Annotated in this window: 26 protein-coding genes and 1 other RNA gene; 22 read left to right on the top strand and 5 right to left on the bottom strand. The window is 58.7% G+C overall.

Going from position 1 to position 26,381, the window contains the following annotated elements; genetic code table 11:
• Nucleotides 1-31: 31 nt before the first annotated feature.
• Nucleotides 32-1,126: a cell division protein ZapE gene (gene zapE / locus CKW23_RS13585; protein WP_025261756.1), complete on the top strand. Its 1,095-nt coding sequence runs from the start codon at nucleotides 32-34 to the stop codon at nucleotides 1,124-1,126.
• 117 nt (nucleotides 1,127-1,243) lie between these two features.
• Here zapE and CKW23_RS13580 read toward each other — a convergent pair whose 3' ends face one another.
• Entirely contained in the window at nucleotides 1,244-2,140 is an 897-nt protein-coding gene (locus CKW23_RS13580; protein ID WP_162883735.1) for a GlxA family transcriptional regulator, read from the bottom strand.
• 462 nt (nucleotides 2,141-2,602) lie between these two features.
• Between CKW23_RS13580 and rplM the strand changes: the two genes are divergently transcribed.
• The 7 genes from rplM to CKW23_RS13545 all read left to right on the top strand — a co-directional run bounded on the left by rplM (nucleotide 2,603) and on the right by CKW23_RS13545 (nucleotide 7,558).
• Nucleotides 2,603-3,031 carry a 50S ribosomal protein L13 gene (gene rplM / locus CKW23_RS13575; protein WP_025261754.1) on the top strand — a complete coding sequence of 143 codons (429 nt, stop codon included), beginning with the start codon at nucleotides 2,603-2,605 and terminating at the stop codon, nucleotides 3,029-3,031.
• Nucleotides 3,032-3,045: 14 nt separating this feature from the next.
• On the top strand, nucleotides 3,046-3,438 hold the full coding sequence (rpsI, locus tag CKW23_RS13570; RefSeq protein ID WP_025261753.1) for a 30S ribosomal protein S9: 393 nt from the start codon (nucleotides 3,046-3,048) through the stop codon (nucleotides 3,436-3,438).
• Between the two features lie 252 nt (nucleotides 3,439-3,690).
• Nucleotides 3,691-4,284 (top strand): ubiquinol-cytochrome c reductase iron-sulfur subunit, encoded by a 594-nt coding sequence (petA, locus tag CKW23_RS13565; RefSeq protein ID WP_025261752.1) that lies wholly within the window; start codon nucleotides 3,691-3,693, stop codon nucleotides 4,282-4,284.
• Entirely contained in the window at nucleotides 4,284-5,495 is a 1,212-nt protein-coding gene (locus CKW23_RS13560; protein WP_025261751.1) for a cytochrome bc complex cytochrome b subunit, read from the top strand. Before petA ends, CKW23_RS13560 begins: the two co-directional genes overlap by 1 nt.
• Entirely contained in the window at nucleotides 5,495-6,277 is a 783-nt protein-coding gene (locus CKW23_RS13555) for a cytochrome c1 (RefSeq protein WP_025261750.1), read from the top strand. Before CKW23_RS13560 ends, CKW23_RS13555 begins: the two co-directional genes overlap by 1 nt.
• A gap of 229 nt (nucleotides 6,278-6,506) precedes the next feature.
• Nucleotides 6,507-7,124, top strand: coding sequence for a glutathione S-transferase N-terminal domain-containing protein (locus tag CKW23_RS13550; RefSeq protein ID WP_025261749.1), 618 nt, complete (start codon nucleotides 6,507-6,509; stop codon nucleotides 7,122-7,124).
• 17 nt (nucleotides 7,125-7,141) lie between these two features.
• Complete coding sequence (locus tag CKW23_RS13545) at nucleotides 7,142-7,558, top strand: ClpXP protease specificity-enhancing factor (RefSeq protein ID WP_025261748.1); 417 nt, start codon at nucleotides 7,142-7,144, stop codon at nucleotides 7,556-7,558.
• Between the two features lie 46 nt (nucleotides 7,559-7,604).
• Here CKW23_RS13545 and CKW23_RS13540 read toward each other — a convergent pair whose 3' ends face one another.
• The 4 genes from CKW23_RS13540 to CKW23_RS13525 all read right to left on the bottom strand — a co-directional run bounded on the left by CKW23_RS13540 (nucleotide 7,605) and on the right by CKW23_RS13525 (nucleotide 11,119).
• Nucleotides 7,605-8,183, bottom strand: coding sequence for a BON domain-containing protein (locus tag CKW23_RS13540; RefSeq protein ID WP_025261747.1), 579 nt, complete (start codon nucleotides 8,181-8,183; stop codon nucleotides 7,605-7,607).
• Nucleotides 8,180-8,773, bottom strand: coding sequence for a phosphoheptose isomerase (locus CKW23_RS13535; protein ID WP_025261746.1), 594 nt, complete (start codon nucleotides 8,771-8,773; stop codon nucleotides 8,180-8,182). The genes CKW23_RS13540 and CKW23_RS13535 overlap by 4 nt, the downstream gene beginning before the upstream one ends.
• A 160-nt stretch (nucleotides 8,774-8,933) precedes the next feature.
• Nucleotides 8,934-9,305 carry a YraN family protein gene (locus CKW23_RS13530; protein WP_038400025.1) on the bottom strand — a complete coding sequence of 124 codons (372 nt, stop codon included), beginning with the start codon at nucleotides 9,303-9,305 and terminating at the stop codon, nucleotides 8,934-8,936.
• Nucleotides 9,305-11,119: a penicillin-binding protein activator gene (locus CKW23_RS13525; protein WP_095067726.1), complete on the bottom strand. Its 1,815-nt coding sequence runs from the start codon at nucleotides 11,117-11,119 to the stop codon at nucleotides 9,305-9,307. Before CKW23_RS13525 ends, CKW23_RS13530 begins: the two co-directional genes overlap by 1 nt.
• Nucleotides 11,120-11,396: 277 nt before the next feature.
• Here CKW23_RS13525 and rsmI point away from each other — a divergent pair, with 277 nt between their 5' ends.
• The 14 genes from rsmI to CKW23_RS13455 all read left to right on the top strand — a co-directional run bounded on the left by rsmI (nucleotide 11,397) and on the right by CKW23_RS13455 (nucleotide 26,381).
• Nucleotides 11,397-12,269 carry a 16S rRNA (cytidine(1402)-2'-O)-methyltransferase gene (gene rsmI, locus CKW23_RS13520; protein WP_025261743.1) on the top strand — a complete coding sequence of 291 codons (873 nt, stop codon included), beginning with the start codon at nucleotides 11,397-11,399 and terminating at the stop codon, nucleotides 12,267-12,269.
• 83 nt (nucleotides 12,270-12,352) lie between these two features.
• An RNA gene (gene rnpB, locus CKW23_RS13515) (RNase P RNA component class A) lies at nucleotides 12,353-12,711 on the top strand.
• 310 nt (nucleotides 12,712-13,021) lie between these two features.
• Entirely contained in the window at nucleotides 13,022-13,477 is a 456-nt protein-coding gene (mraZ, locus tag CKW23_RS13510; protein ID WP_095067725.1) for a division/cell wall cluster transcriptional repressor MraZ, read from the top strand.
• A gap of 2 nt (nucleotides 13,478-13,479) precedes the next feature.
• Nucleotides 13,480-14,421: a 16S rRNA (cytosine(1402)-N(4))-methyltransferase RsmH gene (gene rsmH / locus CKW23_RS13505; RefSeq protein WP_074568851.1), complete on the top strand. Its 942-nt coding sequence runs from the start codon at nucleotides 13,480-13,482 to the stop codon at nucleotides 14,419-14,421.
• On the top strand, nucleotides 14,418-14,711 hold the full coding sequence (ftsL, locus tag CKW23_RS13500; RefSeq protein ID WP_025261740.1) for a cell division protein FtsL: 294 nt from the start codon (nucleotides 14,418-14,420) through the stop codon (nucleotides 14,709-14,711). Before rsmH ends, ftsL begins: the two co-directional genes overlap by 4 nt.
• Nucleotides 14,711-16,441, top strand: a complete 1,731-nt coding sequence (locus CKW23_RS13495) for a penicillin-binding protein 2 (protein ID WP_177434645.1) — start codon at nucleotides 14,711-14,713, stop codon at nucleotides 16,439-16,441. Before ftsL ends, CKW23_RS13495 begins: the two co-directional genes overlap by 1 nt.
• Complete coding sequence (locus CKW23_RS13490) at nucleotides 16,441-17,904, top strand: UDP-N-acetylmuramoyl-L-alanyl-D-glutamate--2,6-diaminopimelate ligase (protein WP_095067723.1); 1,464 nt, start codon at nucleotides 16,441-16,443, stop codon at nucleotides 17,902-17,904. Before CKW23_RS13495 ends, CKW23_RS13490 begins: the two co-directional genes overlap by 1 nt.
• On the top strand, nucleotides 17,897-19,264 hold the full coding sequence (murF, locus tag CKW23_RS13485) for a UDP-N-acetylmuramoyl-tripeptide--D-alanyl-D-alanine ligase (RefSeq protein ID WP_025261737.1): 1,368 nt from the start codon (nucleotides 17,897-17,899) through the stop codon (nucleotides 19,262-19,264). Before CKW23_RS13490 ends, murF begins: the two co-directional genes overlap by 8 nt.
• Nucleotides 19,264-20,349: a phospho-N-acetylmuramoyl-pentapeptide-transferase gene (mraY, locus tag CKW23_RS13480; protein WP_025261736.1), complete on the top strand. Its 1,086-nt coding sequence runs from the start codon at nucleotides 19,264-19,266 to the stop codon at nucleotides 20,347-20,349. Before murF ends, mraY begins: the two co-directional genes overlap by 1 nt.
• Nucleotides 20,350-20,354: 5 nt before the next feature.
• On the top strand, nucleotides 20,355-21,701 hold the full coding sequence (gene murD / locus CKW23_RS13475) for a UDP-N-acetylmuramoyl-L-alanine--D-glutamate ligase (RefSeq protein ID WP_025261735.1): 1,347 nt from the start codon (nucleotides 20,355-20,357) through the stop codon (nucleotides 21,699-21,701).
• A complete protein-coding gene (ftsW, locus tag CKW23_RS13470; protein ID WP_025261734.1) occupies nucleotides 21,698-22,912 on the top strand; it encodes a putative lipid II flippase FtsW in 1,215 nt (404 codons plus the stop codon). The genes murD and ftsW overlap by 4 nt, the downstream gene beginning before the upstream one ends.
• Nucleotides 22,902-23,972, top strand: coding sequence for an undecaprenyldiphospho-muramoylpentapeptide beta-N-acetylglucosaminyltransferase (murG, locus tag CKW23_RS13465; RefSeq protein WP_095067722.1), 1,071 nt, complete (start codon nucleotides 22,902-22,904; stop codon nucleotides 23,970-23,972). Before ftsW ends, murG begins: the two co-directional genes overlap by 11 nt.
• Nucleotides 23,965-25,425 (top strand): UDP-N-acetylmuramate--L-alanine ligase, encoded by a 1,461-nt coding sequence (gene murC / locus CKW23_RS13460; protein WP_025261732.1) that lies wholly within the window; start codon nucleotides 23,965-23,967, stop codon nucleotides 25,423-25,425. The genes murG and murC overlap by 8 nt, the downstream gene beginning before the upstream one ends.
• Nucleotides 25,422-26,381 (top strand): D-alanine--D-alanine ligase, encoded by a 960-nt coding sequence (locus CKW23_RS13455; protein WP_025261731.1) that lies wholly within the window; start codon nucleotides 25,422-25,424, stop codon nucleotides 26,379-26,381. Before murC ends, CKW23_RS13455 begins: the two co-directional genes overlap by 4 nt.

Genomic DNA, 26,381 nt, shown 5'->3' with positions numbered 1-26,381 from the left:
GGCCCGCTTTTTTGTTGCCTTGTTAGCGAATATGACGCCTCTAGAACGATATCAAGCAGATCTGAAACGCCCTGACTTCTTCCACGATGCCGCGCAGGAAAACGCTGTGCGTCACTTGCAGCGTCTGTACGAGGATCTGGTTGCTGCGAATAACAGCAAACCGGGCATGTTCGGCAAGCTGTTCGGCAAGAAAGAACCGACCCTGGTCAAGGGGTTGTACTTCTGGGGCGGCGTGGGCCGGGGCAAGACCTATCTGGTTGATACGTTCTTCGACGCCCTGCCGTTCGAGCAGAAGGTGCGGACTCACTTCCACCGCTTCATGAAGCGTGTGCACGAAGAGATGAGAACCCTCAAGGGCGAGAAAAACCCGCTTGTCCTCATCGCCAAGCGCTTTTCCGATGAGGCGCGGGTGATTTGCTTCGACGAATTCTTCGTCTCCGACATTACCGATGCCATGATCCTTGGCACCTTGATGGAAGAGCTGTTCAAGAATGGCGTGACCCTGGTCGCGACGTCCAACATCGTGCCCGATGGCCTGTATAAGGACGGCCTGCAGCGTGCCCGCTTCCTGCCAGCCATTGCCTTGATCAAGCAGAACACCGATATCGTCAACGTCGACAGCGGCGTCGACTATCGCCTGCGCCATCTGGAGCAGGCCGAACTGTTCCACTTCCCGCTCAATGACGTCGCCGAGGAAAGCCTGCGCAAAAGCTTCAAGGCGCTGACGCCCGACTGCGCGCAGACCATCGAAAACGATGTGCTGATCATCGAGAATCGCGAGATTCGCGCCTTGCGCACTTGTGATGACGTAGCGTGGTTCGATTTCCGTGAACTGTGCGACGGGCCTCGCAGCCAGAACGACTACATCGAGTTGGGCAAGATCTTCCACGCTGTGCTGCTGAGCGGTGTCGAGCAGATGAGCGTCACCACCGACGACATTGCCCGCCGCTTCATCAACATGGTCGACGAATTCTACGACCGCAACGTCAAGCTGATCATCTCGGCCGAGGTTGAGTTGAAGGACCTGTACACAGGCGGTCGTCTGACGTTTGAATTCGCACGTACCCTGAGCCGCTTGCTGGAAATGCAATCCCACGAGTTTCTGTCGCGGGCGCATAAGCCTTAGGGGCAGTTGCAAGCTTCAAGTTGGAAGCTGCAAGTAAAGGCAGGTTGCGTACTGCTTTGCTTCTGCTTTTTCTTGCTGCTTGTAACTTGCGGCTTGCAGCTTTTCAGCAGGCCGCCCTCAGGCGGCCTGCTGAAACTGCTGCCTGTACTGATTCGGCGACAGTTCGGTGTGTTGGCGGAACAGGCGCGCGAAGAAGCTCGCATCGTCGTAGCCAATTTCGTAGCTGATGGTCTTGATGCTTTTGCGCGTGCCCGATAACAGGCCCTTGGCTGTTTCGATGCGCAGGCGTTGCAGGTAATGCAGTGGCTTGTCGCCGGTAGCGGCCTGGAAGCGGCGCATGAAGTTGCGGATGCTCATGCCGTGGTTGCGGGCCACGTCTTCAAAGCGGAACTTGTCTGCAAAGTGCTCTTCAAGCCAGTGCTGGATCTGCAGGATGATGACGTCCTGATGCAGCTTCTGGCCGCCAAAACCTATCCTTCCCGGTGAATAACTGCGCCGCACCTCGTAGAGAATGTCGCGGGCCACGGCCTGGGCGACGTTCGAGCCGCAGAAGCGCTCGATCAGATAGATATACAGATCACATGCTGACGTGGTGCCGCCTGCGCAATACAGGTTGTCGGCGTCTGTCAGGTGCTTTTCCTGATTGAGCAGGACTTTGGGAAATCTCTCGCTGAACGTATTGAAGAAGCGCCAGTAAGTCGTGGCTTCCTTGCCGTCCAGCAGGCCGGCTTCGGCCAGCCAGAAAACCCCGGTGGCCTCACCGCACAGCACGGCGCCGCTGGCGTGCTGTTCGCGCAGCCATGGCAGAATCTGCGGGTATTGCTGCAACTGGCTGTCGAAATCGTCCCAGAATGCCGGGATGACGATGATGTCGCTTTCGCACAGTGGGCCGTCTACAGGCAGGGTGACGTCGCTGAAGCTGCCGACGGGCATGCCGTCCGGGCTCACCAGGCGAATTTCAAAGGCGGGCTTGAGGCCGTGTCCCAGTTGCTTGCTGTACCGCAGGCTGGCCAGATGGAAGAAGTCCTTGGCCTGCATCAGGGTGGAAGCGAACACTTTGTCAGTGGCAAGAATGCTTACGCGCCGCAGCGGGGCGGTGTGTTGAATCGGCATGATCTTTTGTTCTTATATGGAATAGTGGTCAAACAACGGCTGAATCGTCTTATTTTTTCGCGAGTGTGTCTAGCCTCAATAACCGTGACTTCCAGGCCGGCCAGCCTCATGGCTTGCCTGTCAGAGCACTAAACAGGTCGTGGGTTGAAAATCAGGTTGAGGTTATTTTTTCAGCCTGTATAATCCGCCAGCTCTTTGCAGTGGAAGTGATGCGCCGTCTGCCGAAGAATCTTGCCGTATAACGGACGCGCTGACCCGAGCCCCCGATAGCGTCTGTTTCCGGCTGCCTTTGACTTGTCAAAGTACGCACTATTCAGTAAGATCCGCCGTCTCATTTTCAGGCGGCCCCTGAGGCTATAAAGAATGAAAACTTTTACTGCTAAACCGGAAACAGTTAAGCGCGACTGGTTCGTCGTCGACGCTGCTGGTCAGACCCTGGGTCGTCTGGCCACCGAAATCGCGAGCCGTCTGCGTGGCAAGCACAAACCGGAATACACTCCGCACGTCGATACCGGTGATTACATCGTCGTTATCAACGCTGAGCAAATCCGCGTTACCGGTGCTAAAGCTTCCGACAAGATTTACTACTCTCACTCCGGTTTTCCGGGCGGGATCAAATCGATCAACTTTGAAAAGCTGATCGATAAAGCTCCTGAGCGCGTGATCGAGACCGCGGTCAAAGGCATGCTGCCTAAGAACCCGCTGGGTCGCGACATGTATCGTAAGCTGAAAGTCTATGCGGGCGCTGTACACCCTCATACTGCTCAGCAGCCCCAAGAACTGAAGTTTTAACGGAATAGTTCATTATGTCGGCGACTCAAAATTACGGCACTGGCCGTCGCAAGACCGCAACCGCACGCGTTTTCCTGCGTCCGGGCACTGGTAACATCTCGATCAACAACCGTTCTCTGGACGTGTTCTTCGGCCGCGAAACTGCCCGCATGGTAGTTCGTCAGCCGCTGGAACTGACCGAAACTGTTGAGAAGTTCGACATCTACGTCACCGTTATCGGTGGCGGTGTAAGTGGTCAAGCTGGCGCAATCCGCCACGGTATCACTCGCGCTCTGATGCAATACGACGAAACTCTGCGTAGCGCCCTGCGTAAAGCCGGTTACGTTACTCGTGACGCTCGTGAAGTTGAACGTAAGAAAGTCGGTCTGCGTAAAGCGCGTAAGCGTCCGCAGTACTCGAAGCGTTAATTCGCACTTCGTTCAAAAAGAACGCCCAGCCTCTTCGGAGCTGGGCGTTTTTTTATGCCTGTCAAATATGTGTGACAACGTGCCACATGGCTGTAACCCTTGATTTACAAGCTTTCCTACTTTTTGTACGGTCTTATTACCTTGTTAAATGAAGGGTTTTTATTTACCATCCGGCCAAATCTATAAGCAGCTAGATTGAGTTTAAGTAGACGCCTGCTCAAACAGGCCACATAGCTGATGGGAGAGGACGGAATGAGCAATGACGGCGTGAATGCAGGCCGGCGTCGCTTCCTCGTGGCAGCCACATCCGTGGTTGGTGCAGCAGGAGCGGTGGGGGCTGCGGTCCCGTTCGTGGGGTCATGGTTCCCCAGTGCCAAGGCGAAAGCCGCGGGGGCACCGGTCAAGGTGAATATCAGCAAGATTGAAGCAGGGCAGCAGATGATTGCTGAGTGGCGCGGTCAACCGGTATTCATTGTTCGTCGCACCAAAGAGATCCTGGATAACCTCGGCAAGATCACCGGTCAGTTATCCGATCCCGAGTCCAAGGCTTCTGTTCAGCCTTCGTATGTTGACCCCGTGGTTCGTTCGATCAAGCCGGAAATCCTGCTTCTGGTCGGCCTTTGTACGCACCTGGGTTGTTCGCCGACCTTCCGTCCTGAAGTCGCGCCTGTCGATCTTGGCAAGGACTGGGTGGGAGGCTATTTCTGTCCTTGTCACGGCTCTCATTACGATCTGGCCGGTCGGGTCTACAAGTCTCAACCCGCGCCACTGAATCTGCCAGTGCCTCCGCATTCCTATGAGTCGGACAGTGTGATTGTCATTGGCGTCGATAAGGAGGGTGCGTGATGAGCAAGTTCATGGATTGGGTCGATGCTCGCTTCCCGGCGACAAAGATGTGGGAAGACCATCTCAGCAAGTATTACGCTCCAAAGAATTTCAACTTCTTCTACTTCTTCGGCTCTCTGGCGCTTCTGGTTTTGGTCAATCAGATCCTCACCGGAGTCTGGCTGACTATGAGCTATACGCCTTCGGCTGAAGAGGCGTTCGCTTCCGTCGAATACATCATGCGTGACGTCGAGTACGGCGCGATTCTGCGTCTGCTGCACTCCACGGGGGCCTCCGCCTTCTTCATCGTGGTCTACCTGCATATGTTCCGTGGCTTGCTCTACGGCTCGTATCAAAAGCCGCGTGAACTGGTCTGGGTGTTCGGCATGCTGATTTACCTGGCGCTGATGGCTGAGGCTTTCATGGGCTACCTGCTGCCCTGGGGGCAAATGTCGTACTGGGGTGCCCAGGTGATCATTTCGCTGTTCGGCGCCATTCCGGTCATCGGTGACGACCTGACCCAATGGATTCGTGGCGATTACCTGATTTCCGGTATCACCTTGAACCGTTTCTTTGCTTTACACGTGGTCGCTCTGCCGATCGTGGTGCTGGGCCTCGTGGTGTTACACATTCTGGCGTTGCATGAAGTGGGCTCCAACAACCCGGATGGTGTGGATATCAAAAAGCTCAAGGACGAGAACGGTATCCCTCTGGATGGCATTCCTTTCCATCCTTACTACACCGTGAAAGACATTGTCGGCGTAGTGGTATTCCTCTTCGTCTTTTGCTCCATCGTGTTCTTCTTCCCTGAAATGGGTGGCTACTTCCTCGAAAAACCCAACTTCGAAGCGGCCAATCCTTTCAAAACGCCGGAACACATTGCGCCTGTCTGGTACTTCACGCCGTTCTACGCGATCTTGCGGGCGATTCCGGACAAGCTGATGGGGGTTATCGCCATGGGAGCGGCCATTGCGGTGCTGTTCGTGCTGCCTTGGCTGGACCGAAGCCCGGTCAAGTCCATGCGATACAAGGGGTGGATGAGCAAGCTCTGGCTGCTGTTGTTCTGTGTCTCTTTCGTGATCCTCGGCGTGCTGGGCGTTCTGTCGCCGACTCCCGAGCGCACGCTGCTGTCGCAGATCTGCACCTTTCTGTACTTCGCCTACTTCATTCTGATGCCGTTCTATACCCGGCTAGAGAAGACCAAACCGGTTCCAGAAAGGGTGACTGGCTGATGAAAAAGCTATTGGCTGTATTGATTCTCGCGATTCTGCCTGTCTTTTCATTCGCCGCTGAACATGGCGGTCCGGAACTGGAAAAGGTCGATATCGATGTCTCCGACAAGGCTGCGATGCAGGACGGTGCACGGACGTTCGTCAACTACTGCATGGGCTGTCACAGCGCCAAATACCAGCGCTACGAGCGTGTGGCCGATGATCTGGGGATTCCCCATGAGCTGATGCTGGAAAAGCTGGTGTTCACCGGTGCCAAGATCGGCGACCACATGAACACCGGCATGCAGTCCAACGATGCCAAGACCTGGTTCGGTGCTGCGCCGCCTGACCTGACGCTGGTGGCGCGTGTGCGTGGCACGGACTGGCTCTATGGCTATCTGCGCTCGTTCTACGAGGACCCGGCTCGACCATTGGGTGTGAATAACCGAGTGTTCCCCAACGTCGGCATGCCTAACGTGCTGGCGAGCCTTCAAGGTCGGCAGGTGGTGGGTTGCAAGCAGGTCCAGGTGGTTGAAGAGGGCAAGAAGCAATATGACCCCCTTACCGGTGCGCCGCTGACTCACGAGGCTTGCGATCAACTGACCATCGTGCCGAAAACCGGTAGCCTGACTGCAGAGCAGTTCGACGAGAAGATCAAGAATCTGGTGACCTTTCTGGCCTATTCAGCCAATCCGGTTAAACTGCAGCATCAGCGTATAGGCACTTATGTGCTGCTTTATCTGGCCTTCTTCTTTGTTTTCGCGTATCTGCTCAAGCGCGAATACTGGAAAGATGTTCACTGATCGAGCAGTTGTAGCTTCGCACTGACACAAGCGCTCCAGTGGAGTCTCCATTCGGATAGTGATTGCGAGGCGGGTATAGTAGCGGCGCAAGATTGCAGAATTTACTTCGCGTAAATGAGCTATCTTGTCGCCCGCGACGACGACCTGTCTTTGCGCGGTCATAATCGGGGGCCCACTGGGGCGCGTTCGTTTGTCTGCCTTATAAATTTAACAAGCGAGGAGGATCGCCATGGGCGTGACCAATCGGTTGGCCTGTTACTCCGACCCCGCCGACCACTATTCCCATCGCGTGCGCATCGTGCTCGCTGAGAAGGGTGTCAGCGCCGAGATCATTGATGTGGTTGCGGGTCGTCATCCGCCCCAGCTCATCGAAGTGAATCCGTATGGCAGTGTGCCAACCCTGGTTGATCGTGACCTGGCGTTGTACGAGTCTACGGTGGTGATGGAATATCTTGATGAGCGTTACCCGCATCCGCCCTTGCTGCCGGTTTACCCTGTGGCGCGTGCAAATAGTCGCCTGCTGATTCATCGGATTCAGCGCGACTGGTGTGGACTGGTGGATCTTATTCTGGATTCGCGCAGCAAAGAGTCTGCCCGCGTACAAGCGCGCAAGGAATTGCGCGAAAGTCTGACCGGTGTTTCGCCGTTGTTTGCGGAAAAACCTTTTTTCCTCAGTGACGAGCAAAGCCTTGTCGATTGCTGTCTACTGCCCATACTCTGGCGTTTGCCAGTCTTGGGTATCGAATTGCCACGGCCTGCCAAGCCGTTGCTTGATTACATGGAGCGCCAATTTGCGCGCGAGGCATTTCAGGCAAGCCTGTCTGTAGCCGAACGTGAGATGCGCTAAGGCTTAAGGAGCCGTTGATGAACTCCAGTCGCCCTTATCTGATTCGTGCTCTCTATGAGTGGATCGTCGATAACGATTGCACACCACATATATTGGTCAATGCGGAGTACCCGTCGGTGCAGATCCCTCAGGGTTTTGCCAACGATGGGCAGATTGTCCTGAACGTTTCACCCAGTGCTGTGCGTCATTTGCACATGGACAACGAAGCGGTCAGTTTTGAAGGCCGCTTCGGCGGTGTGCCGCATGCCTTGTATGTTCCCATTGGCGCCATTCTGGGTATTTATGCCCGGGAAAACGGCCAAGGCATGGTCTTCGATCTGGAGCCTCCGATGGAGGAAGAAGACGAGATCGAGCTGGAAGAGGATGCGCCACCACCACCGGACAGCGAGCCTCCGCGTCCTAGCGGCAGGCCGAGTCTGAAAGTTGTGAAATAAAAAAAGGCGATCCATCCGGGTCGCCTTTTTTAATGCCGCCAGGTTATCAGTCGATGTACTCGAACAGCCTGACGATTTTCTGCACACCGGATACGCCCTGCACCAGATTGGTGGCGCGATTGGCTTCATCCTGAGTGAGCAGGCCGAGCATGAAAACGATCCCGTTTTCGGTCACGACCTTGATCCGAGAGCCGGGGATCGAGTTGTCCGCCAGCATCTGGGTCTTGATCTTGGTCGTCAGCCACGCATCGTTATTGCGTGCCAGCAGGGACGATGGCGCCATGACTTGAAGTTCGTTGTTGACCTTCTTGACTCGCTGCACAGAGCTGGCAGCCTGTTCGGCCAGGGCCTTGAGGTCTGCGCGAGGCGTCTGGCCAGCCAGCAGGACGATGCCGTTGAAGCTGGTGACGACAATGTGCGAGCCTTCGGCCAGATCAGGGCTGGCCTTGGAGATGTTCACTGCGGCTTTGGTTTCGATGAGGGAGTCATCGATCTTGCTGCCGAAAGTCCTGGTTCCCCGGTCGTCCTCGATCGGTTTGTCGCGTGCTGCTGTCAGAACCGAGCTGCATCCGCTGATGCCGAGGCACAGGGTCAGGACCAGTAGGCTGAGGCGATTAGGGGTCATTCTTCACTCCCGAACAGTTGGCTGTCGATCAGATCGCAAAGGCAATGGATCGCCAGCAGATGGACTTCTTGTATGCGTGCCGTGACATTGGCGGGGACGCGGATTTCTACGTCTTCCGGCAATAATAGCGATGCCATGCCGCCACCGTCGCGTCCCGTCAATGCTACGACAATCATTTCGCGATCATGTGCGGCCTGGATGGCTTGAATAATGTTCGCCGAGTTGCCGCTGGTGGAAATGGCCAGCAGCACATCGCCCGGTTGACCCAGGGCGCGAATCTGTTTGGAAAAGATTTCGTTGTAGCTGTAATCGTTGGCGATCGAGGTGATCGTCGAGCTGTCCGTGGTCAGCGCTATCGCAGGCAGGCTAGGCCTTTCACGCTCGAAACGGTTGAGCAGTTCGGAGGAAAAGTGCTGGGCATCGCCGGCAGAGCCGCCGTTACCGCAGGCAAGCATTTTGCCTTCGTTGAGCAGGGCGTTGACCATTACCTGGCTGGCTTGCTCGATAAAGGGTGCAAGGACGTCCATCGCCTGTTGCTTGGTGTCAATGCTGGCCTGGAACAGCCGGCGAATTCGGGATTGCATGTCCATCAATGTGACCTTAATGAGAGCGTACGGCGGCTGGTCGGGTGCGCTGCGGGGATCCCCGGCGGCTCACCACACACTGAATGTGCAGCCCGCAAATCAAATAGCAAAATGGGTGGTAAAGGGTGTTGCTGCGCGTCAGGTTTGCGATTGTCCGCTTGTTACATCAACTGTCGAATGCACTCTTGAGCCACGTCAGGGGAGCGGCCTTGCCTGGATCTCCATCGATAGCGATCACGTCGAAACGGCATGGATAATCGGCCCACTGTGACTCTTGTTGCAGGAACAGTTGTGCAGCGGTAATCAGTTTTTCCTGTTTGCGAAAATCGACGCTTTCCATGGCTCCACCCCAGCCTGAGTGGCGTCGGTAGCGAACTTCGACGAATACTACTGTATCGCCGTCGAGCATGACTAGATCAAGCTCGCCGCGTTTGCATGACCAGTTTTGGGTAATCGGGCGCAGGCCTTGTTGTTGTAGATACAGCAGGGCGCAGGCTTCTGCCTCGCGCCCTGCCTGTTGCCGGGTGTTGCCTGGCATCAAGGAGCGGTGTCCGGCAGGCGCTGGACCTTGCCGTCGACGAACTCTGCCCATGGCAGTTGACGTTCTACGCGACGGCTCGGGCTCAGGCTCAGGCTGCCCGACAGGCCGTCGATGCGGCTTTCAGGCAGTGTCTTGAGCTGGCCAAGACGCGGAGCCAGGCGATAGGCGTCGATGCCCATGGCGTAGAGGCGGCCCAGGCTGCCCGATGCTTGTGGCCATTGAGCGGTCACTTGCTGGCGCAGAGGGTCGTTGGCATTGAGCAACCATGGGGTTTCGCAGAAGCGTACGCCGTTCAGGTCCAGATACTGAGCCTGATCGTTGCTGTTGGTGAACAGGTGAGAGGTGGCATAGACCGGAACGTCGCCAGCGTACTGGAACACCATGGTCGGCTTGATCTGCTGAGCCTGCTGTGGAGTTGCAGCCAGGAACATGAAGTCGATGTCCTGGCGGCGTGTAGGCTGGGCGGCAACCTGAGTGCCTACGGTGCTTTGCAGGCGCTGGGCGCGGCCTTCGCTGTTGCGCAACTGGAACAGGTCTGCGACTTGCTGGGCAAGCGCGACAGGCTGGTCGACGTGTTCGGCTGCGATCAGAGTGCCGCCCTTGGCTTGCCAGCTTTTGCGGAAGGCATCCAGTACGCGATCGCCCCATTCGCCTTTAGGCACCATGGCGACGGCGCTGCGTTTGCCGTCTGCCCAGGCGCGGCGTGCCACTTCCCGTGCTTCGTCTTCGGCGGCAAGGCCGAACTGGAACAGTTGTGCCGGGCCTTCGGAGTTGGAGTCGCTGTAGTTCAGGGCCAATGTGGTGATAGGCAGTTGCTGGCGGCTGTTCAGTTGTTTGACCAGATTCTTTTCCAGCGGGCCGACGACCAGTTGCGCGCCGGCAGCCTTGGCCTGACGATAGAAGTCATCCATCGATGTGACGCGCGAGCTGTCGAAGACCTGAATGGCTGGCGGGTTCTGGCCAGCTTGCTGGGCCTGATAGTGCGCAGCCATGAAGCCTTCACGCAGCGCCTTGGCAACAGAGGCCAGTTGACCATCCTGTGGCAGCAGCAGAGCGATCTTGGTCAGCGGCTCGCTGGTCAGGGCGCGGAGCTGGGCGAGGGTGGTCGGCAGTTTCAAGGCGGCCGGATGTTGCGGGTTCTGTGCTTTCCAGCTGTCGATGGCGGCCTGTTGCTGCTCCAGCGTGCCGGCGCCCTTGACCGAGCGGGCCAGGCTCAGCCAGCCGCCCATGTCGTCGGTGGCAGTGCTTTGCAGTTGGTCGGCAGGCAGTGCTGCAACCAGTGCCCAGATGGCATCGTTGTTGGCGCTGGCGTCGTTGCCTTGCAGCAGCGGGCCTGCGAACACACGCTCGCGAGCTGCGGCCAGGGTCTGGCCATCGGCTTCGAGTGCGCGAGCCCGGACAGCGTGAGTGCGGATTTGCTGTTCAACCGACAGTTCGCCCAGACGTTGCAGGCTAGGGTGATCCAGTGCGGTCAGTGCAGCCTTTGGCTGGTTGCGACCCATGGCCAGTTCTGCAGTCAGGGTGCTGGCGAATACCTGCAGGCCGGGCTTCAACTGATCCAGAGGGACCTGGGCCAGAATCTGGGCGGCGCGGCCAGGATTGTTCTGGCGATTCGCCAGATCTGCGGCGCTCAAGCGCAACGGGGCGGCCTGATCCGGCGTCTTGGCAGCCGCAGCCTGTTCAAGCAATTGCTCGATGCTGGCGTCGGGGGTGCGAGGCAACTCACCAAGACTGGATGAGGGCGAGCTGGCGCAGGCTGCAAGAAGGGCAGCGAGGCAGAGGGCAGAGAACAGCCGCAGGCAGGCGATCATTGATGTGTTCCTGATACTCAAGCAAGTTAGCGGGGAATTGTACCCAAGCACTGGCCGGGGTGCGACTTCGAAGGTGTCGAAAGCGGTGATATTGGTCGTGTCGTAGTGCTCTATCGGCCAATACACTTGATTCGAGAGTGTTTCAGCATCTTGCGACGGGGCAGAATCATGGTTTTCCTTCCTTTTTTATGCCCATCCCTGAATGTGTTGCACCATGGGTCAGGGTCGTAGCCTGTACAATGTGGTTTTTTCAACCACCAAAAATGAGGTCTGCGCTTTGACTGCTCCGGTTGTTTCAAATTCCACCCTGGGTTCGCTTTATGTAGTGGCGACCCCTATCGGCAATCTGGACGACATGAGCGTGCGGGCCTTGAAAGTGCTGCGTGAAGTGGCATTGATAGCAGCAGAGGATACTCGCCACTCCTCAAGGCTGATGCAGCATTTTGGAATATCCACGCCTCTGGCTGCCTGTCATGAACATAACGAGCGTGACGAGGGTAGTCGTTTCATTACCCGTCTGCTGGCCGGTGACGATGTTGCATTGATCTCCGATGCCGGGACGCCGCTGATTTCCGATCCTGGTTATCACCTTGTCCGGCAGGCGCGGGCGGCGGGTGTTCAGGTGGTTCCGGTGCCGGGTGCCTGCGCCCTGATTGCGGCCTTGTCGGCAGCCGGCCTGCCTTCGGACCGTTTTATCTTTGAAGGTTTTCTGCCAGCCAAGGCCGTGGGTCGCAAGAGCCGGCTTGAAGTGCTTCGCGAAGAGCCTCGCACCTTGATCTTCTATGAGGCCCCGCACCGGATTCTCGAATGTCTTCAGGACATGGAGCAGGTGTTCGGCCCTGACCGTCCCGCATTGCTGGCGCGGGAGCTGACCAAGACGTTTGAAACCCTCAAGGGGCTGCCGCTGGCGCAACTGCGTGCCTTTGTCGAGGGCGACAGCAATCAGCAGCGTGGTGAATGCGTGGTGCTGGTGGCGGGCTGGACGCCGCCCGAGGATGAAGATGTGGTAGGTGCCGAGGCGCGCCGGGTTCTGGATCTGTTGCTCGAAGAGATGCCGCTCAAGCGCGCGGCCGCACTGGCAGCGGAAATCACCGGGGTACGCAAGAATCTGCTTTACCAGGTCGCACTGGACAAACAGAAGGATCAATAAGTTCCGTCTCGTGCGACAAATGCGCGTCATTCTGGCTTTTAATGCTTGTTCTTGACGCCTCGTCCCGATACCCTTGGCGGCGGAGAGTCGATTGGACAGTCGCTGCCTCTTGCTGCTTTGCAGTCAAGGGGGGGAGGAAAGTCCGGGCTCCATAGGGCGGAGTGCCAGGTAACGCCTGGGAGGCGCGAGCCTACGGAAAGTGCCACAGAAAATAACCGCCTAAGCACTTCGGTGCCGGTAAGGGTGAAAAGGTGCGGTAAGAGCGCACCGCACGTCTGGCAACAGTTCGTGGCAAGGTAAACCCCACTCGGAGCAAGACCAAATAGGGTTCCAAGGCGTGGCCCGCGCTGGAACCGGGTAGGTTGCTAAAGACGTCCAGTGATGGCCGTCGTAGAGGAATGACTGTCCTCGACAGAACCCGGCTTACAGATCGACTCTCCACCTTCTTCTCTCGACTGCTGTTAAAGCAGCGGTTTTTCTTATCCGTAATGCCAAAAAATTCTTACACTTAATAAATTACTTTAACTTTGAGCCGCAATCATTTGGGCGGCTTCGTATTTGCCTGTCAAAACCCGCGAAAATTTACCTCTCCCCCTCCAATACCGCTCCTAAATCTCCGAAATGTAAGGGGTTTCCTTAAGACCGTGCCTTGACGGTGTGGTGGGCGCATTCCTATAGTGTGCGCAAGTGGCAGAAAGTGGCACGAAGTGGGTTTTTTTAGCGCGAAAAGTTAAAAATCGGAGAGTGCGCCTGTGTTTCGTGGTGCCAACGCAATCAATCTCGATGCCAAGGGTCGTCTCGCCATGCCGAGCCGGTACCGTGACGAGTTGGATTCGCGTAGCTCCGGGCAACTTATCGTGACCATTGATGCCGTTGACCCCTGCTTGTGTCTTTATCCGCTGTCCGAGTGGGAACTGATTGAGGCGAAACTTCGTGAGCTGGCTACCTTTCGCGAAGAAAACCGCCGGTTGCAGAGGCTTTTGATTGGTAACGCAGTGGATCTGGAGCTCGACGGCAGTGGGCGTTTTCTGGTCCCGCCGCGTCTTCGTGAATACGCCAGGTTGGATAAGCGTGTGATGTTGGTTGGACAGCTTAATAAGTTTCAACTGTGGGACGAGGATGCCTGGAATGCTGTTGCCGATGCAGACCTTGCAGCCATTCAAAAACCTGGCGCGATGCCTGATGAATTACGTGACCTGATCCTGTGACTATGAACAGCAGTTTTACCCACATCACCGTACTGCTCGAAGAAGCCGTCGAGGCTCTCGCTGTGCGCGCCGATGGCTGCTATCTGGACGGCACATTCGGTCGTGGCGGACATAGTCGCCTGATACTTCAGCATCTTGGGCCTGATGGCCGGCTGCTGGGGTTCGACAAGGATCCTCAAGCGATTGCCACAGGGCAAGCGCTGGCGGCCGAAGACGGCCGCTTTGTCATTGTGCAGAGAAGCTTTGCCGAACTGGGCTCCGAGGCTCAGGAACGCGGGTTGGCAGGCAAGGTCAGCGGTATTCTGCTGGACCTTGGCGTCTCCTCACCGCAACTGGACGATCCTGAGCGCGGCTTCAGTTTCATGAACGACGGCCCGCTGGACATGCGCATGGACCCGACTCGTGGCATCAGCGCTGCCGAGTTCATCGCCACTGCACCTGCAGAAGAGATCGCCCGGGTCTTCAAGGAATACGGTGAGGAGCGTTTCGCCAAGCGCATGGCCAATGCCGTGGTTCAGCGTCGCGAAATCCAGCCTTTCGAGCGCACTGCCGATCTGGCAGAAGTCCTCAAGGTTGCCAACCCTGCCTGGGAAAAGGGCAAGAATCCGGCCACGCGCGCCTTTCAGGGCCTGCGTATTCACGTCAACAACGAGCTGGGCGATCTGGAAGCCGGTCTTGAAGCGGCGCTGGACGCCCTTGAGGTCGGCGGTCGTCTGGTGGTCATCAGCTTCCACTCTCTTGAAGACCGCATCGTCAAGCTGTTCATGCGCAAGCTCGTCAAGGGTGAAGCTGACAACATGCCTCGCAACCTGCCGATCCAGTTCAAGGCCTTCGAGCCGAAGATCAAACTCATCGGCAAGGCGCAGTTCGCTTCGGACGAAGAAACCAGAGCCAATCCACGCTCGCGCAGCGCTGTCATGCGTGTGGCGGAGAAGCTCAGGTGAGCCGTCTGTTCCTCAAGCCATTGCCCGGCGGCAGCTTCATCATGCTGCTGCTGTTTCTTGCCGTCCTCGTTTCGGCAATCGGCGTGTCCTACAGCGCCCACTGGAACCGGCAGTTGCTTAACTCCCTGTACTCGGAAATGAGCGTGCGCGACAAGGCGCAGGCCGAGTGGGGACGCCTGATTCTCGAGCAGAGCACCTGGACGGCCCATAGCCGTATCGAGAACCTGGCCACCGATCAGTTGAAGATGCGCATCCCCAACGCTGCCGAAGTACGGATGGTGGCGCCATGATGAAACTTGAGGGTGCCCTGTATCCGTGGCGGTTCCGTGTGGTGGTGGGTCTGCTCGTCATCCTGGTGCTCGCCATCTGCTGGCGGATTGTCGATCTGCAGGTCATCGATCACACCTTCCTCAAGGAACAGGGTGATGCTCGCAGCGTCCGTCATATTCCAATCCCGGCTCACCGTGGTCTGATCACCGACCGTAACGGCGAGCCTCTGGCTGTCAGTACGCCTGTGACCACGCTCTGGGCAAACCCGCGTGAAATGCAGCAGGACAAATCCAAGTGGCCGGTTCTGGCGACGGCTCTGGGGCAGGACCTCAAGGCCATGACCGAGCGCCTGGATTCTCAGGCCACCAAGGAATTCATTTATCTGGTTCGCGGCCTGACGCCTGAGCAAGGGCAGTCTGTGCTGGACCTCAAGGTTCCCGGTGTCTATGGCATCGAGGAATTCCGGCGTTTCTATCCGGCCGGTGACGTGACTGCACACATGGTCGGCTTCACCGACCTCGACGATCATGGTCGCGAGGGGGTCGAACTGGCCTATGACGACTGGCTCGCCGGGGTGCCTGGCAAGCGACAGGTCATCAAGGACCGCAGGGGACGACTTATCAAGGACGTCCAGGTAACCAAGAACGCCAAGGCCGGCAAGACCTTGGCTTTGTCTATTGATCTGCGTCTGCAATATCTGGCCACCCGCGAACTGCGTAACGCCATAGTAGAGAACGAAGCCAAGGCCGGTAGCCTGGTAATCATGGACGTCAAGACCGGCGAAGTACTGGCCATGGTCAACCAGCCGACCTACAACCCGAACAACCGCCGCACCATGGTGCCTGCTGCAATGCGCAACCGGGCAATCATCGACGTGTTCGAGCCGGGCTCGACCATGAAGCCGATTTCCATGACTACCGCACTGGACAGCGGGCGCTGGAAGCCGACCGACAAGGTCGAGGTTTATCCGGGCACCTTGCAGATCGGCAAGTACACCATTCGTGACGTGACCAAGACCGAAGGCCCGATCCTCGACCTGACCGGCATCCTCATCAACTCCAGTAACGTGGGCATGAGCAAGATCGCCTTCGACGTGGGCGGTGAAGCCATCTTCCGCACCATGCAGCGCGTCGGTTTCGGCCAGTACACCGGTCTCGGCTTCCCGGGCGAGCGCGTGGGCAACCTGCCGAACTACCGCGAGTGGCGCAAGGCTGAAACCGCGACCCTGTCCTACGGCTACGGTCTGTCGGTCACCGCGTTGCAACTGGTGCATGCCTACGGCGCACTGGCCAACAACGGCCGGATCGTGCCGCTGACCATTCTGAAAAGCGATACGCCGCCGACGGCCGTGCAGGCCATCCCCGAAAACACTGCCAAGACCCTGCAGGGCATGTTGCAGCAAGTGATCGAAGACCCGCGTGGCGTCTATCGCGCCCGTGTGCCGTCCTATCACGTCGGTGGCAAGAGCGGTACGGCGCGCAAGACTTCCATCGGCACCAAGGGTTACGCGGAAAACTCCTACCGTTCCCTGTTCGCCGGTTTTGGCCCGATGAGCAACCCACGCTACGCGATCGTCGTTGTGATCGATGAACCGAGCAAGGGTGGCTATTTCGGTGGTCTGGTTTCTGCCCCGGTATTCAGCAAGGTCATGTCCGGTACGTTGCGTCTGATGAACGTGACCCCCGACAACCTCGCCGCACCCCAAGAGCAGGTCAATGTTGCCCCTGTAGTGAAAGGAGGGCGTGGCTGATGGCTTTCAATCTGAGCAAGATTTTCGCTCAAACCGACCGCGATCCACTGATTCGTGAGTTGACCCTCGATAGCCGTAATGTGCGGCCGGGCGATCTGTTCCTGGCGGTGCCCGGCATCAAGCTCGATGGCCGCGCCCACATTGCCGATGCCTTGCAGCGCGGCGCTGCGGCAGTGGCTTATGAGGTCGAAGGTTCGACCGTATTGCCGATCACCGATGTGCCGTTGATTCCGGTCAAGGGCCTGGCTGCGCAGTTGTCGGCCATTGCCGGTCGCTTCTATGGCGAGCCGAGTCGCGGACTGAATCTGGTGGGCGTGACCGGCACCAATGGCAAGACCAGCGTCACGCAACTGGTTGCCCAGGCCCTTGATCTGCTCGGCCAGCACTGCGGCATCGTTGGCACGCTGGGGACCGGCTTCTATGGCGCGCTGCAAAGCGGTCGCCACACGACCCCTGACCCGATTTCCGTGCAGGCCACCATCGCTGACCTGAAAAAGGCCGGCGCTCGCGCCGTTGCGATGGAAGTGTCGTCCCACGGCCTCGATCAGGGACGTGCAACGGCCCTGGATTTCGACGTTGCCGTGCTGACCAATCTGTCCCGTGATCATCTGGATTATCACGGCACGATGGAGGCCTACGGTGCGGCCAAGGCCAAGCTGTTTGCATGGCCGGATCTGCGTTGCCGGGTGATCAATCTGGATGACGGGTTCGGTCGTGAACTGGCCGAGGTCGAACATGAGTCACGACTCATCACCTACAGCCTCCAGGACAAGAGCGCCTCTCTTTATTGCCGCGATGCGAAGTTCGATGACGATGGCGTACGCGCCACACTCGTAACCGCGCACGGCGAACACTTTCTGCGCAGCCGTCTGCTGGGCCGTTTCAACCTGAGCAATGTGCTGGCGGCTATCGGCGCCTTGCTGGGGCTGGAATACGCGCTGGACGAAATTCTCAAGGTCCTGCCAAAGCTCGAAGGCCCGGTCGGACGCATGCAGCGTCTTGGCGGTGGCGACAAGCCTTTGGTCGTGGTCGATTACGCTCACACCCCCGATGCGCTTGAGCAGGTTCTCAATGCACTGCGTCCGCATGCCAAGGGTCGCCTGTTGTGCCTGTTCGGTTGCGGTGGCGATCGTGACAGCGGCAAGCGCCCGCTGATGGCCGAAGTGGTCGAGCGTCTTGCCGATGGCGTCTGGGTGACCGATGACAATCCGCGCACAGAAGCACCAGGCCGGATCTTCGACGATATCCGCCCGGGGTTCGTGAACGCCGCTGCGGTGCATTTCGTTGAAGGCCGTGGCCAGGCGATTGCCGAGCTGATTGCCAGTGCCGATGCGACAGATGTCGTGGTTCTGGCCGGCAAGGGCCATGAGGATTATCAGGAAATCGACGGCCAACGCCACGCGTTCTCTGACCTGGAAGAGGCCGCCAAGGCTCTGGCCGCATGGGAGCTTGCGCATGCTTAAAGCATTGACCTTCAGCGAACTGGTCGCGCCACTCGACGCGCGTCGTGTGGGCGACTGCAGTTTTACCGGTGTCAGCACCGACAGCCGCGCCATTCAGCCGGGCCAGTTGTTCGTGGCTCTGACCGGTCCGCGTTTCGATGGTCACGAGTATCTGGATCAGGTTGCCGCCAAAGGCGCCGTAGGTGCTCTGGTCGAGCGGGAAGTGGAAGGCTCGACCTTGCCGCAACTGGTCGTGCTCGATACCCGCAAGGCACTGGCGCAACTGGGCGCGATCAATCGCAATGCCTTTGTCGACAGGCCCGTTGCTGCCATTACCGGCTCCAGTGGCAAGACCACGGTCAAGGAAATGCTGGCAAGCATCATGCGTACTCGCGGTCCGGTCCTGGCGACCCGTGGCAACCTGAATAACGAATTGGGCGTGCCTCTGACTCTGCTTGAACTGGCCCCGGAATACTCTTCGGCAGTCATCGAGCTGGGTGCCTCGCGTGTCGGCGAAATTGCCTTCACCGTCAGCCTGACAAAACCTCATGTCGCTTTGATTACCAATGCCGGGACTGCCCATGTCGGTGAGTTCGGTGGGCCGGACCGTATCGTGGAAGCCAAAGGCGAAATCCTCGAAGGGCTCGATGCCAGCGGCATTGCGGTCCTGAACCTGGATGACAAGGCTTTCCCGACCTGGCGTCTGCGCGTCGGCGAACGAAAGATCGTCAGCTTTGCCCTGAGCAACAGCCAGGCCGATCTGTACGCCAGCGATCTGGGGCGCGATGCACGTGGCTGCCCGAGCTTTCTGCTGCACAGCCCGCTTGGGACTGCGCAGGTGCAATTGAACCTGCTGGGCAAACATAACGTGGCCAATGCCCTGGCGGCAGCGGCTGGCGCCTTTGCGCTGGGCGTTACCCTGGACGGCATCGTCACTGGCCTGAACAACGTTCAACCGGTCAAGGGTCGCACCGTTGCACAAATCGCCAGCAATGGCGTGCGGGTGATCGATGACTCTTACAACGCCAATCCTTCTTCTATAAACGCCGCCGTCGATCTGCTTTGCGACTTCCCTGGCCGAACTGTCCTGGTACTGGGCGATATCGGTGAGCTGGGTGACTGGGCAGAGCAGGGTCACCGCGATGTGGGGGCCTATGCCGCCGGCAAGGTCTCGGCACTTTATGCCGTGGGTCCGTTGATGGCTCATGCCGTGAACGCCTTTGGCGAGCATGGGCGACATTTTGCCAGTCAGGCCGACCTGATTGCGGCGCTGGGCGCCGAGCAAGACCCCAATACCACTTTACTGATCAAGGGTTCGCGTAGTGCCGCGATGGAAAACATCGTGGCTGCCTTATGCGGTTCTAGCCTGGAGAAACATTGATGCTGCTGCTGTTGGCCGAGTTTTTACAACAGTTCCATAAAGGCTTTGCGGTCTTCCAATACCTGACTCTGCGCGGGATTCTCGGCGTGCTAACAGCCTTGACCCTTTCGCTTTGGCTGGGGCCGTGGATGATTCGTACCCTGCAAATGCGCCAGATCGGCCAGGCCGTGCGTAACGACGGCCCGCAATCGCATCTTTCCAAGTCCGGCACCCCGACCATGGGCGGTGCCTTGATCCTGTCGTCCATCGCTATCAGTACTTTGCTGTGGGCTGACTTGAGCAACCGTTATGTGTGGGTGGTCCTGCTCGTCACGCTGCTGTTCGGTGGCATCGGCTGGGTAGATGACTATCGCAAGGTGATCGAGAAGAACTCCCGCGGCTTGCCAAGCCGCTGGAAGTATTTCTGGCAGTCGGTGTTCGGCCTGTGTGCAGCGATCTTCCTTTATACGACTGCGCCGTCGGCAACCGAGACAACCCTGATCGTGCCGATGCTCAAGGATGTACGCATCCAGTTGGGCATGGTCGGTTTCATCGTATTGACCTACTTCGTCATCGTCGGCTCCAGCAACGCAGTGAACCTGACTGACGGTCTGGACGGCCTGGCAATCATGCCGACCGTGATGGTCGGTGGTGCGCTGGGTATCTTCTGCTACCTGTCGGGTAACGTGAAGTTCGCCGAATACCTGCTGATTCCCTATGTACCGGGCGCGGGTGAGCTGATTGTGTTCTCCGGCGCGCTGATTGGCGCGGGGCTCGGATTCCTCTGGTTCAACACTTATCCGGCCCAGGTGTTCATGGGCGACGTCGGTGCGCTGGCGCTGGGCGCCGCACTGGGCACCATGGCGGTGATCGTCCGTCAGGAGTTCGTCCTGTTCATCATGGGCGGCGTGTTCGTGATGGAAACCCTTTCAGTGGTCATTCAGGTTGCGTCATTCAAACTGACCGGTCGCCGCGTGTTCCGCATGGCGCCCATCCACCACCACTTTGAACTCAAGGGCTGGCCTGAGCCGCGTGTGATCGTCCGTTTCTGGATCATCACCGTGATTCTCGTGCTGGTTGGCCTTGCAACGCTGAAACTGAGGTAGAACGAGTGTCTTTGATCGTTTCCGACCGCTTCCGTATCGTTGTCGGTCTAGGCAAGAGTGGCATGTCCCTGGTTCGCTTCCTGGCGAACCGGGGCGTCGCCTTTGCCGTGGCTGATACTCGGGAGAATCCTCCGGAGCTTGCGACCTTGCGTCGCGATTACCCGCAGGTGGAAGTGCGTTGTGGCGAGCTGGACGTAGAGTTTCTCTGCCGTGCCGACGAGCTGTATGTCAGCCCCGGTCTGGCCCTTGCGACTCCAGCCTTGCAAGAGGCTCATGCCCGTGGCGTCAAGATGTCCGGTGACATCGACCTGTTCGCGCGTTACGCGAAAGCGCCGGTCATTGCAATCACCGGATCCAATGCGAAAAGCACCGTGACCACTCTGGTGGGCGAGATGGCCCAGGCTGCAGGCAAGCGCGTTGCAGTCGGCGGCAACCTCGGCATGCCGGCACTGGATCTGCTCAGTGACGATGTCGAGCTGTACGTGCTGGAGCTGTCCAGCTTTCAGCTCGAAACCACCCATGAACTCAATGCCGAAGTCGCGACCGTGCTGAACGTCAGCGAAGACCACATGGACCGCTACAGCGGCCTGCCGGCCTATCACCTGGCCAAGCACCGGATTTTCCGTGGCGCACGGCAAGTGGTCGTCAATCGCCAGGACGCACTGTCCCGGCCACTGATCGGTGAAGGCCTGCCTTGCTGGACCTTCGGCCTGACCAAGCCGGATTTCAACGGTTTTGGCCTGCGTGAAGAGAACGGCGAAAAATACCTGGCTTTCCAGTTCGACAACCTGATGCCGGTTCGCGAACTGAAAGTCCGTGGCGCGCACAATCAGGCCAATGCCCTGGCCGCACTGGCGCTGGGACATGCCGTGGGCCTGCCGTTCGATGCCATGCTGAGCAGCCTGCGGACCTTCACCGGTCTTGAGCATCGCTGCCAGTGGGTGCGCGAGCTGAAGGGCGTTCACTATTACAACGACTCCAAGGCCACCAACGTTGGCGCCGCACTGGCTGCTATCGAAGGCCTGGGTGCTGACATCACTGGCAAGCTGGTGCTGATCGCTGGTGGCGATGGCAAGGGTGCTGACTTCAGCGCCCTGCATGCTGCCGTTGCAGCTCATTGCCGTGCAGTCGTCCTGCTGGGCCGCGATGCCGAACTGATCGCTCAGGCGCTGGGCGATGCTGTACCGCTGGTGCGTGTCACCACGCTGGAAGAGTCCGTGCAACGCAGTGCCGAACTGGCTCAAGAGGGCGATGCGGTATTGCTGTCGCCTGCCTGCGCGAGCCTCGACATGTTCAAGAATTACGAAGAGCGCGGACGCCTGTTCGCCCAGGCAGTGGAGGGCTTGTCATGATCTTTGGCGTGATCAAGCCTTATCCGTCGCCGCTGATCAGTGGCCGTGGTATAGACCTCGACTTCCCGATGCTGGCTGGCTGCCTGGCATTGCTGGGTCTTGGTCTGGTGATGATCACTTCCGCGTCGTCGGAAGTGGCCGCCGTGCAGTCGGGCAATACGCTGTACATGATGACCCGCCATCTGATCTATCTGTTGATCGGCCTGGGGGCCTGCTGCGCAACCATGATGGTGCCTGTCGCCACGTGGCAGCGCATGGGCTGGCTGATGCTGATCGGTGCCTTCGGTCTGCTGTTGCTGGTGCTGGTGCCGGGTATCGGCCGCGAGGTAAACGGCTCGATGCGCTGGATTGGCTTCGGCGCGTTCAACGTGCAGCCTTCCGAAATCGCCAAGGTCTTTGTGGTGATCTTCCTGGCCGGTTACCTGATTCGTCGTCAGCAGGAAGTCCGTGAAAGCTGGATGGGCTTCTTCAAGCCGTTCATCGTGTTGCTGCCGATGGCGGGCCTGTTGCTGATGGAGCCTGACTTCGGGGCCACGGTCGTGATGATGGGCTCGGCTGCCGCCATGCTGTTTCTCGGTGGTGTCGGGCTGTTCCGTTTCTCCCTGATGGTGGTGCTGGCTGTGGTTTCCGTGGTGGTGCTGGTACAGGCCCAACCTTACCGGATGGCGCGTCTGACCAACTTCACCGACCCGTGGGCGGACCAGTTCGGTTCCGGCTACCAGTTGACCCAGGCGCTGATCGCATTCGGTCGCGGCGAATGGTTCGGCGTCGGTCTGGGCAACAGTGTCCAGAAACAGTTCTATCTGCCGGAAGCTCATACCGACTTCGTGTTCTCGGTGCTTGCCGAAGAGCTGGGTGTCATAGGGTCTTTGCTCACAGTCGCCTTGTTCCTGTTCGTCAGTATTCGTGGCATGTACATAGGTATGTGGGCAGAAAGGGCCAAACAGTTCTTCGGTGCTTACGTTGCTTATGGTCTTTCTTTCCTGTGGATCGGTCAGTTCCTGATCAACATCGGGGTAAACGTCGGCCTGCTGCCGACCAAAGGCCTGACCTTGCCATTCCTCAGCTACGGCGGCAGTTCGCTTGTGATCTGCTGTGCGAGCCTCGGTCTGCTGCTGCGCATCGAGTGGGAGTCGCGCAACAACATGGGCAGCGAAGAAACCGAATTCAAAGAGAGCGACTTCGCCGAGGAGCCGCCCCATGGACGCTAACGTGCTGATCATGGCCGGTGGCACCGGCGGGCATGTATTCCCGGCGCTGGCCTGTGCCCGCGAATTCCAGTCGCGTGGCTACAAGGTCCACTGGCTGGGTACGCCGCGTGGTATCGAAAACGAGCTGGTGCCACAGGCCGGGCTGCCCCTGCATCTGATCGATGCCACCGGGTTGCGTGGCAAGGGCAAGCTGTCGCTGCTCAAGGCACCTTTCATGCTGCTCAAGGCATTGGGTCAGGCACGCAAGGTCTTGCGCGAGTTGAAGCCGGTCTGTGTCGTGGGTTTCGGTGGTTATGTCACCGGTCCTGGTGGCCTGGCTGCGAAGCTGGCGGGCGTGCCGTTGATCATTCATGAGCAGAACGCTGTGGCCGGTACCGCCAACCGCAGCCTGTCGTCCTTCGCCAGCCGAATCTGCGAGGCGTTCCCGGACACCTTCAGTGCAACGGCCAAGCGCCGCACGACCGGCAATCCTGTACGGGTCGAGCTGTTTCTTGAAACACCACGCCAGGCACTGGCCGGCCGCAAGGCGCGTCTGCTGGTCCTGGGCGGCAGCCTGGGCGCGGAGCCCCTGAACAAGTTACTGCCCGAAGCCCTGGCTCTGGTGTCTGAAGACATACGGCCCGAGGTCTTCCATCAGGCCGGCAAGAAACACGATGAAGTCACCGACGAGCGCTATCGCAGCGCTGGCGTCGAGGCGCAGGTCGCGCCGTTTATCCAGAACATGGCACAGGCCTATGCCTGGGCCGATCTGGTCGTCTGTCGCGCAGGTGCGTTGACCATCAGTGAACTGGCAGCCGCAGGCTTGCCTTCGTTCCTGATACCGCTGCCTTACGCGATCGACGACCACCAGTCTCGTAACGCTGACTATCTGGCTCGCGAAGGCGCAGCCTTTGTCATGCCGCAAGCGACAACTGGCGCCGCCGAGATGGCTGCGCGCCTGAAAGAGGTTTTGATGCAACCCGAACAATTGAACAACATGGCCCGTACCGCCCGCAGGCTGGCCCGGCCAGACGCAACCAACACCGTTGTCGACGTCTGTGTGGAGGTGGTCAATGGTTGAGAGTCAACGCGCCATGCCTCAGCCGGAAATGCGCCGTATTCGCCGCATCCACTTCGTCGGTATCGGCGGTGTGGGTATGTGCGGTATCGCCGAAGTACTGCTGAACCTCGGCTATGAAGTATCGGGCTCTGACCTGAAGAACTCGGCCGTTACCGAACGTCTGAAATCCTTCGGTGCACACATTTTCATCGGTCACCTTGCCGAGAACGCTGTCGGTGCCGACGTGCTGGTGGTTTCCAGCGCCGTGAACACCTCCAACCCGGAAGTCGCGACAGCCCTTGAGCGTCGTATTCCTGTGGTGCCCCGTGCCGAGATGCTGGCCGAGCTGATGCGCTATCGCCATGGCATCGCGGTTGCCGGTACTCATGGCAAGACCACCACCACCAGCCTGATCGCTTCGGTGTTTGCTGCCGGTGGCCTGGACCCGACTTTCGTGATCGGTGGCCGTCTCAACGCTGCCGGTACCAACGCACAGTTGGGCACCAGCCGTTACCTGATCGCCGAGGCCGATGAAAGCGACGCCAGCTTCCTGCATCTGCAGCCGCTGGTCGCAGTCGTTACCAATATCGACGCCGATCACATGGCCACTTACGAAGGCGACTTCAACAAACTGAAGAAGACCTTTGTCGAGTTCCTGCACAACCTGCCGTTCTACGGTCTGGCGGTGATGTGCATCGATGATCCGGTGGTGCGTGAAATCCTGCCGCTGGTCAAGCGTCCGACCCTGACCTACGGCTTCAGCGAAAAAGCCGATGTGCGTGCTATCAACGTGCGCCAGGACGGCATGCTGACGTTCTTCACCGTGCTGCGTCGCGACCGTGAGCCGCTGGACGTATCGGTGAACATGCCGGGCAACCATAACGTGCTCAACTCCCTGGCAACCATCGCCATCGCCACTGACGAAGGCGTCAGCGACGAAGCCATCGTCCAGGGCCTGTCGGGCTTCCAGGGCGTTGGTCGCCGCTTCCAGGTCTATGGCGAACTGCCCGTCGAAGGCGGCAACGTGATGCTGGTGGACGACTACGGTCACCACCCGCGTGAAGTGGCTGCGGTCATCAATGCCGTGCGTGGCGGCTGGCCGGATCGTCGTCTGGTCATGGTCTATCAGCCGCACCGTTTCAGCCGTACCCGTGACCTGTACGACGATTTCGTGCAGGTGCTGGCCGATGCCAATGTGCTGTTGCTGATGGAAGTCTATCCGGCAGGCGAAGAGCCGATCCCCGGTGCCGACAGCCGCAACCTGTGCCACAGCATCCGGCAGCGCGGGCAACTGGACCCGATCTACATCGAACGTGGTGTCGAACTGGCGCCGCTGGTCAAGCCGCTGCTGCGCGCCGGTGACATCCTGCTGTGCCAGGGGGCCGGTGATATCGGTGGCCTGGCTCCGCAATTGCTCAAGAGCCCGCTGTTCGCCGGTGCCGTCATTGCTTCAACCGAAGGGAAGCTCAAATGACAGTGACTTCGCAATCTTCCCTGCGCTCGACCCTTGAACCGAAAAGCTTCGGCCGCGTTGCCGTGCTCTTCGGTGGCAAGAGTGCTGAGCGGGAGGTTTCGTTGAAGTCGGGGCGAGCGGTGCTGGATGCATTGCTCAGCGCTGGCGTGGATGCGTTCGGCATCGACGTGGGCGATGACTTCCTGCAACGGCTGGTCAGCGAAAGGATCGACCGTGCCTTTATCGTCCTGCATGGTCGTGGCGGTGAAGACGGCACGATGCAGGGCCTGCTGGAGTGCCTGCAAATCCCTTATACCGGTAGCGGTGTACTGGCTTCTGCACTGGCCATGGACAAGTTGCGCACCAAGCAGGTCTGGCAAAGTCTTGGGCTGGCCACTCCGCTGCATGCGGTTCTGGGCAGTGAGGCCGACTGTATTTCTGCCGCGACGGAACTGGGCTTCCCTTTGATCGTCAAACCGGCCCATGAAGGTTCAAGTATCGGTATGGCGAAGGTGACCGGCGTCGACGAATTGATCGCCGCATGGAAAGCCGCCAGTACCTACGATTCACAAGTTTTGGTCGAACAATGGATTCAGGGTCCTGAGTTCACGATCGCCTGCCTGCGTGGCGAAATATTGCCGCCCATCGGCCTGGGCACTCCTCACAGTTTCTACGATTACGACGCCAAGTACCTGGCTTCCGATACCCAGTACCGGATTCCGTGCGGGCTCAGTGATGACAAGGAACAGGAACTCAAACAACTGACAGCACGTGCTTGCGAAGCCATCGGCATTGCAGGCTGGGCGCGCACGGATGTCATGCAGGATGCGCAAGGCAAGTTCTGGCTGCTGGAAGTCAACACCGTGCCAGGCATGACCGATCACAGTCTGGTCCCCATGGCGGCTCGTGCTGCCGGGCTGGACTTCCAGCAACTGGTGTTGGCGATTCTGGCCGACAGCGTTCAGGTGAGAGGTTAA

This window comes from Pseudomonas sp. Irchel 3A18 (assembly GCF_900187465.1).
Classification (GTDB): Bacteria; Pseudomonadota; Gammaproteobacteria; order Pseudomonadales; family Pseudomonadaceae; genus Aquipseudomonas; species Aquipseudomonas cichorii.
Note: the sequence above shows the minus strand (reverse complement) of the source record. Positions and strands in the feature narration are given on the sequence as shown.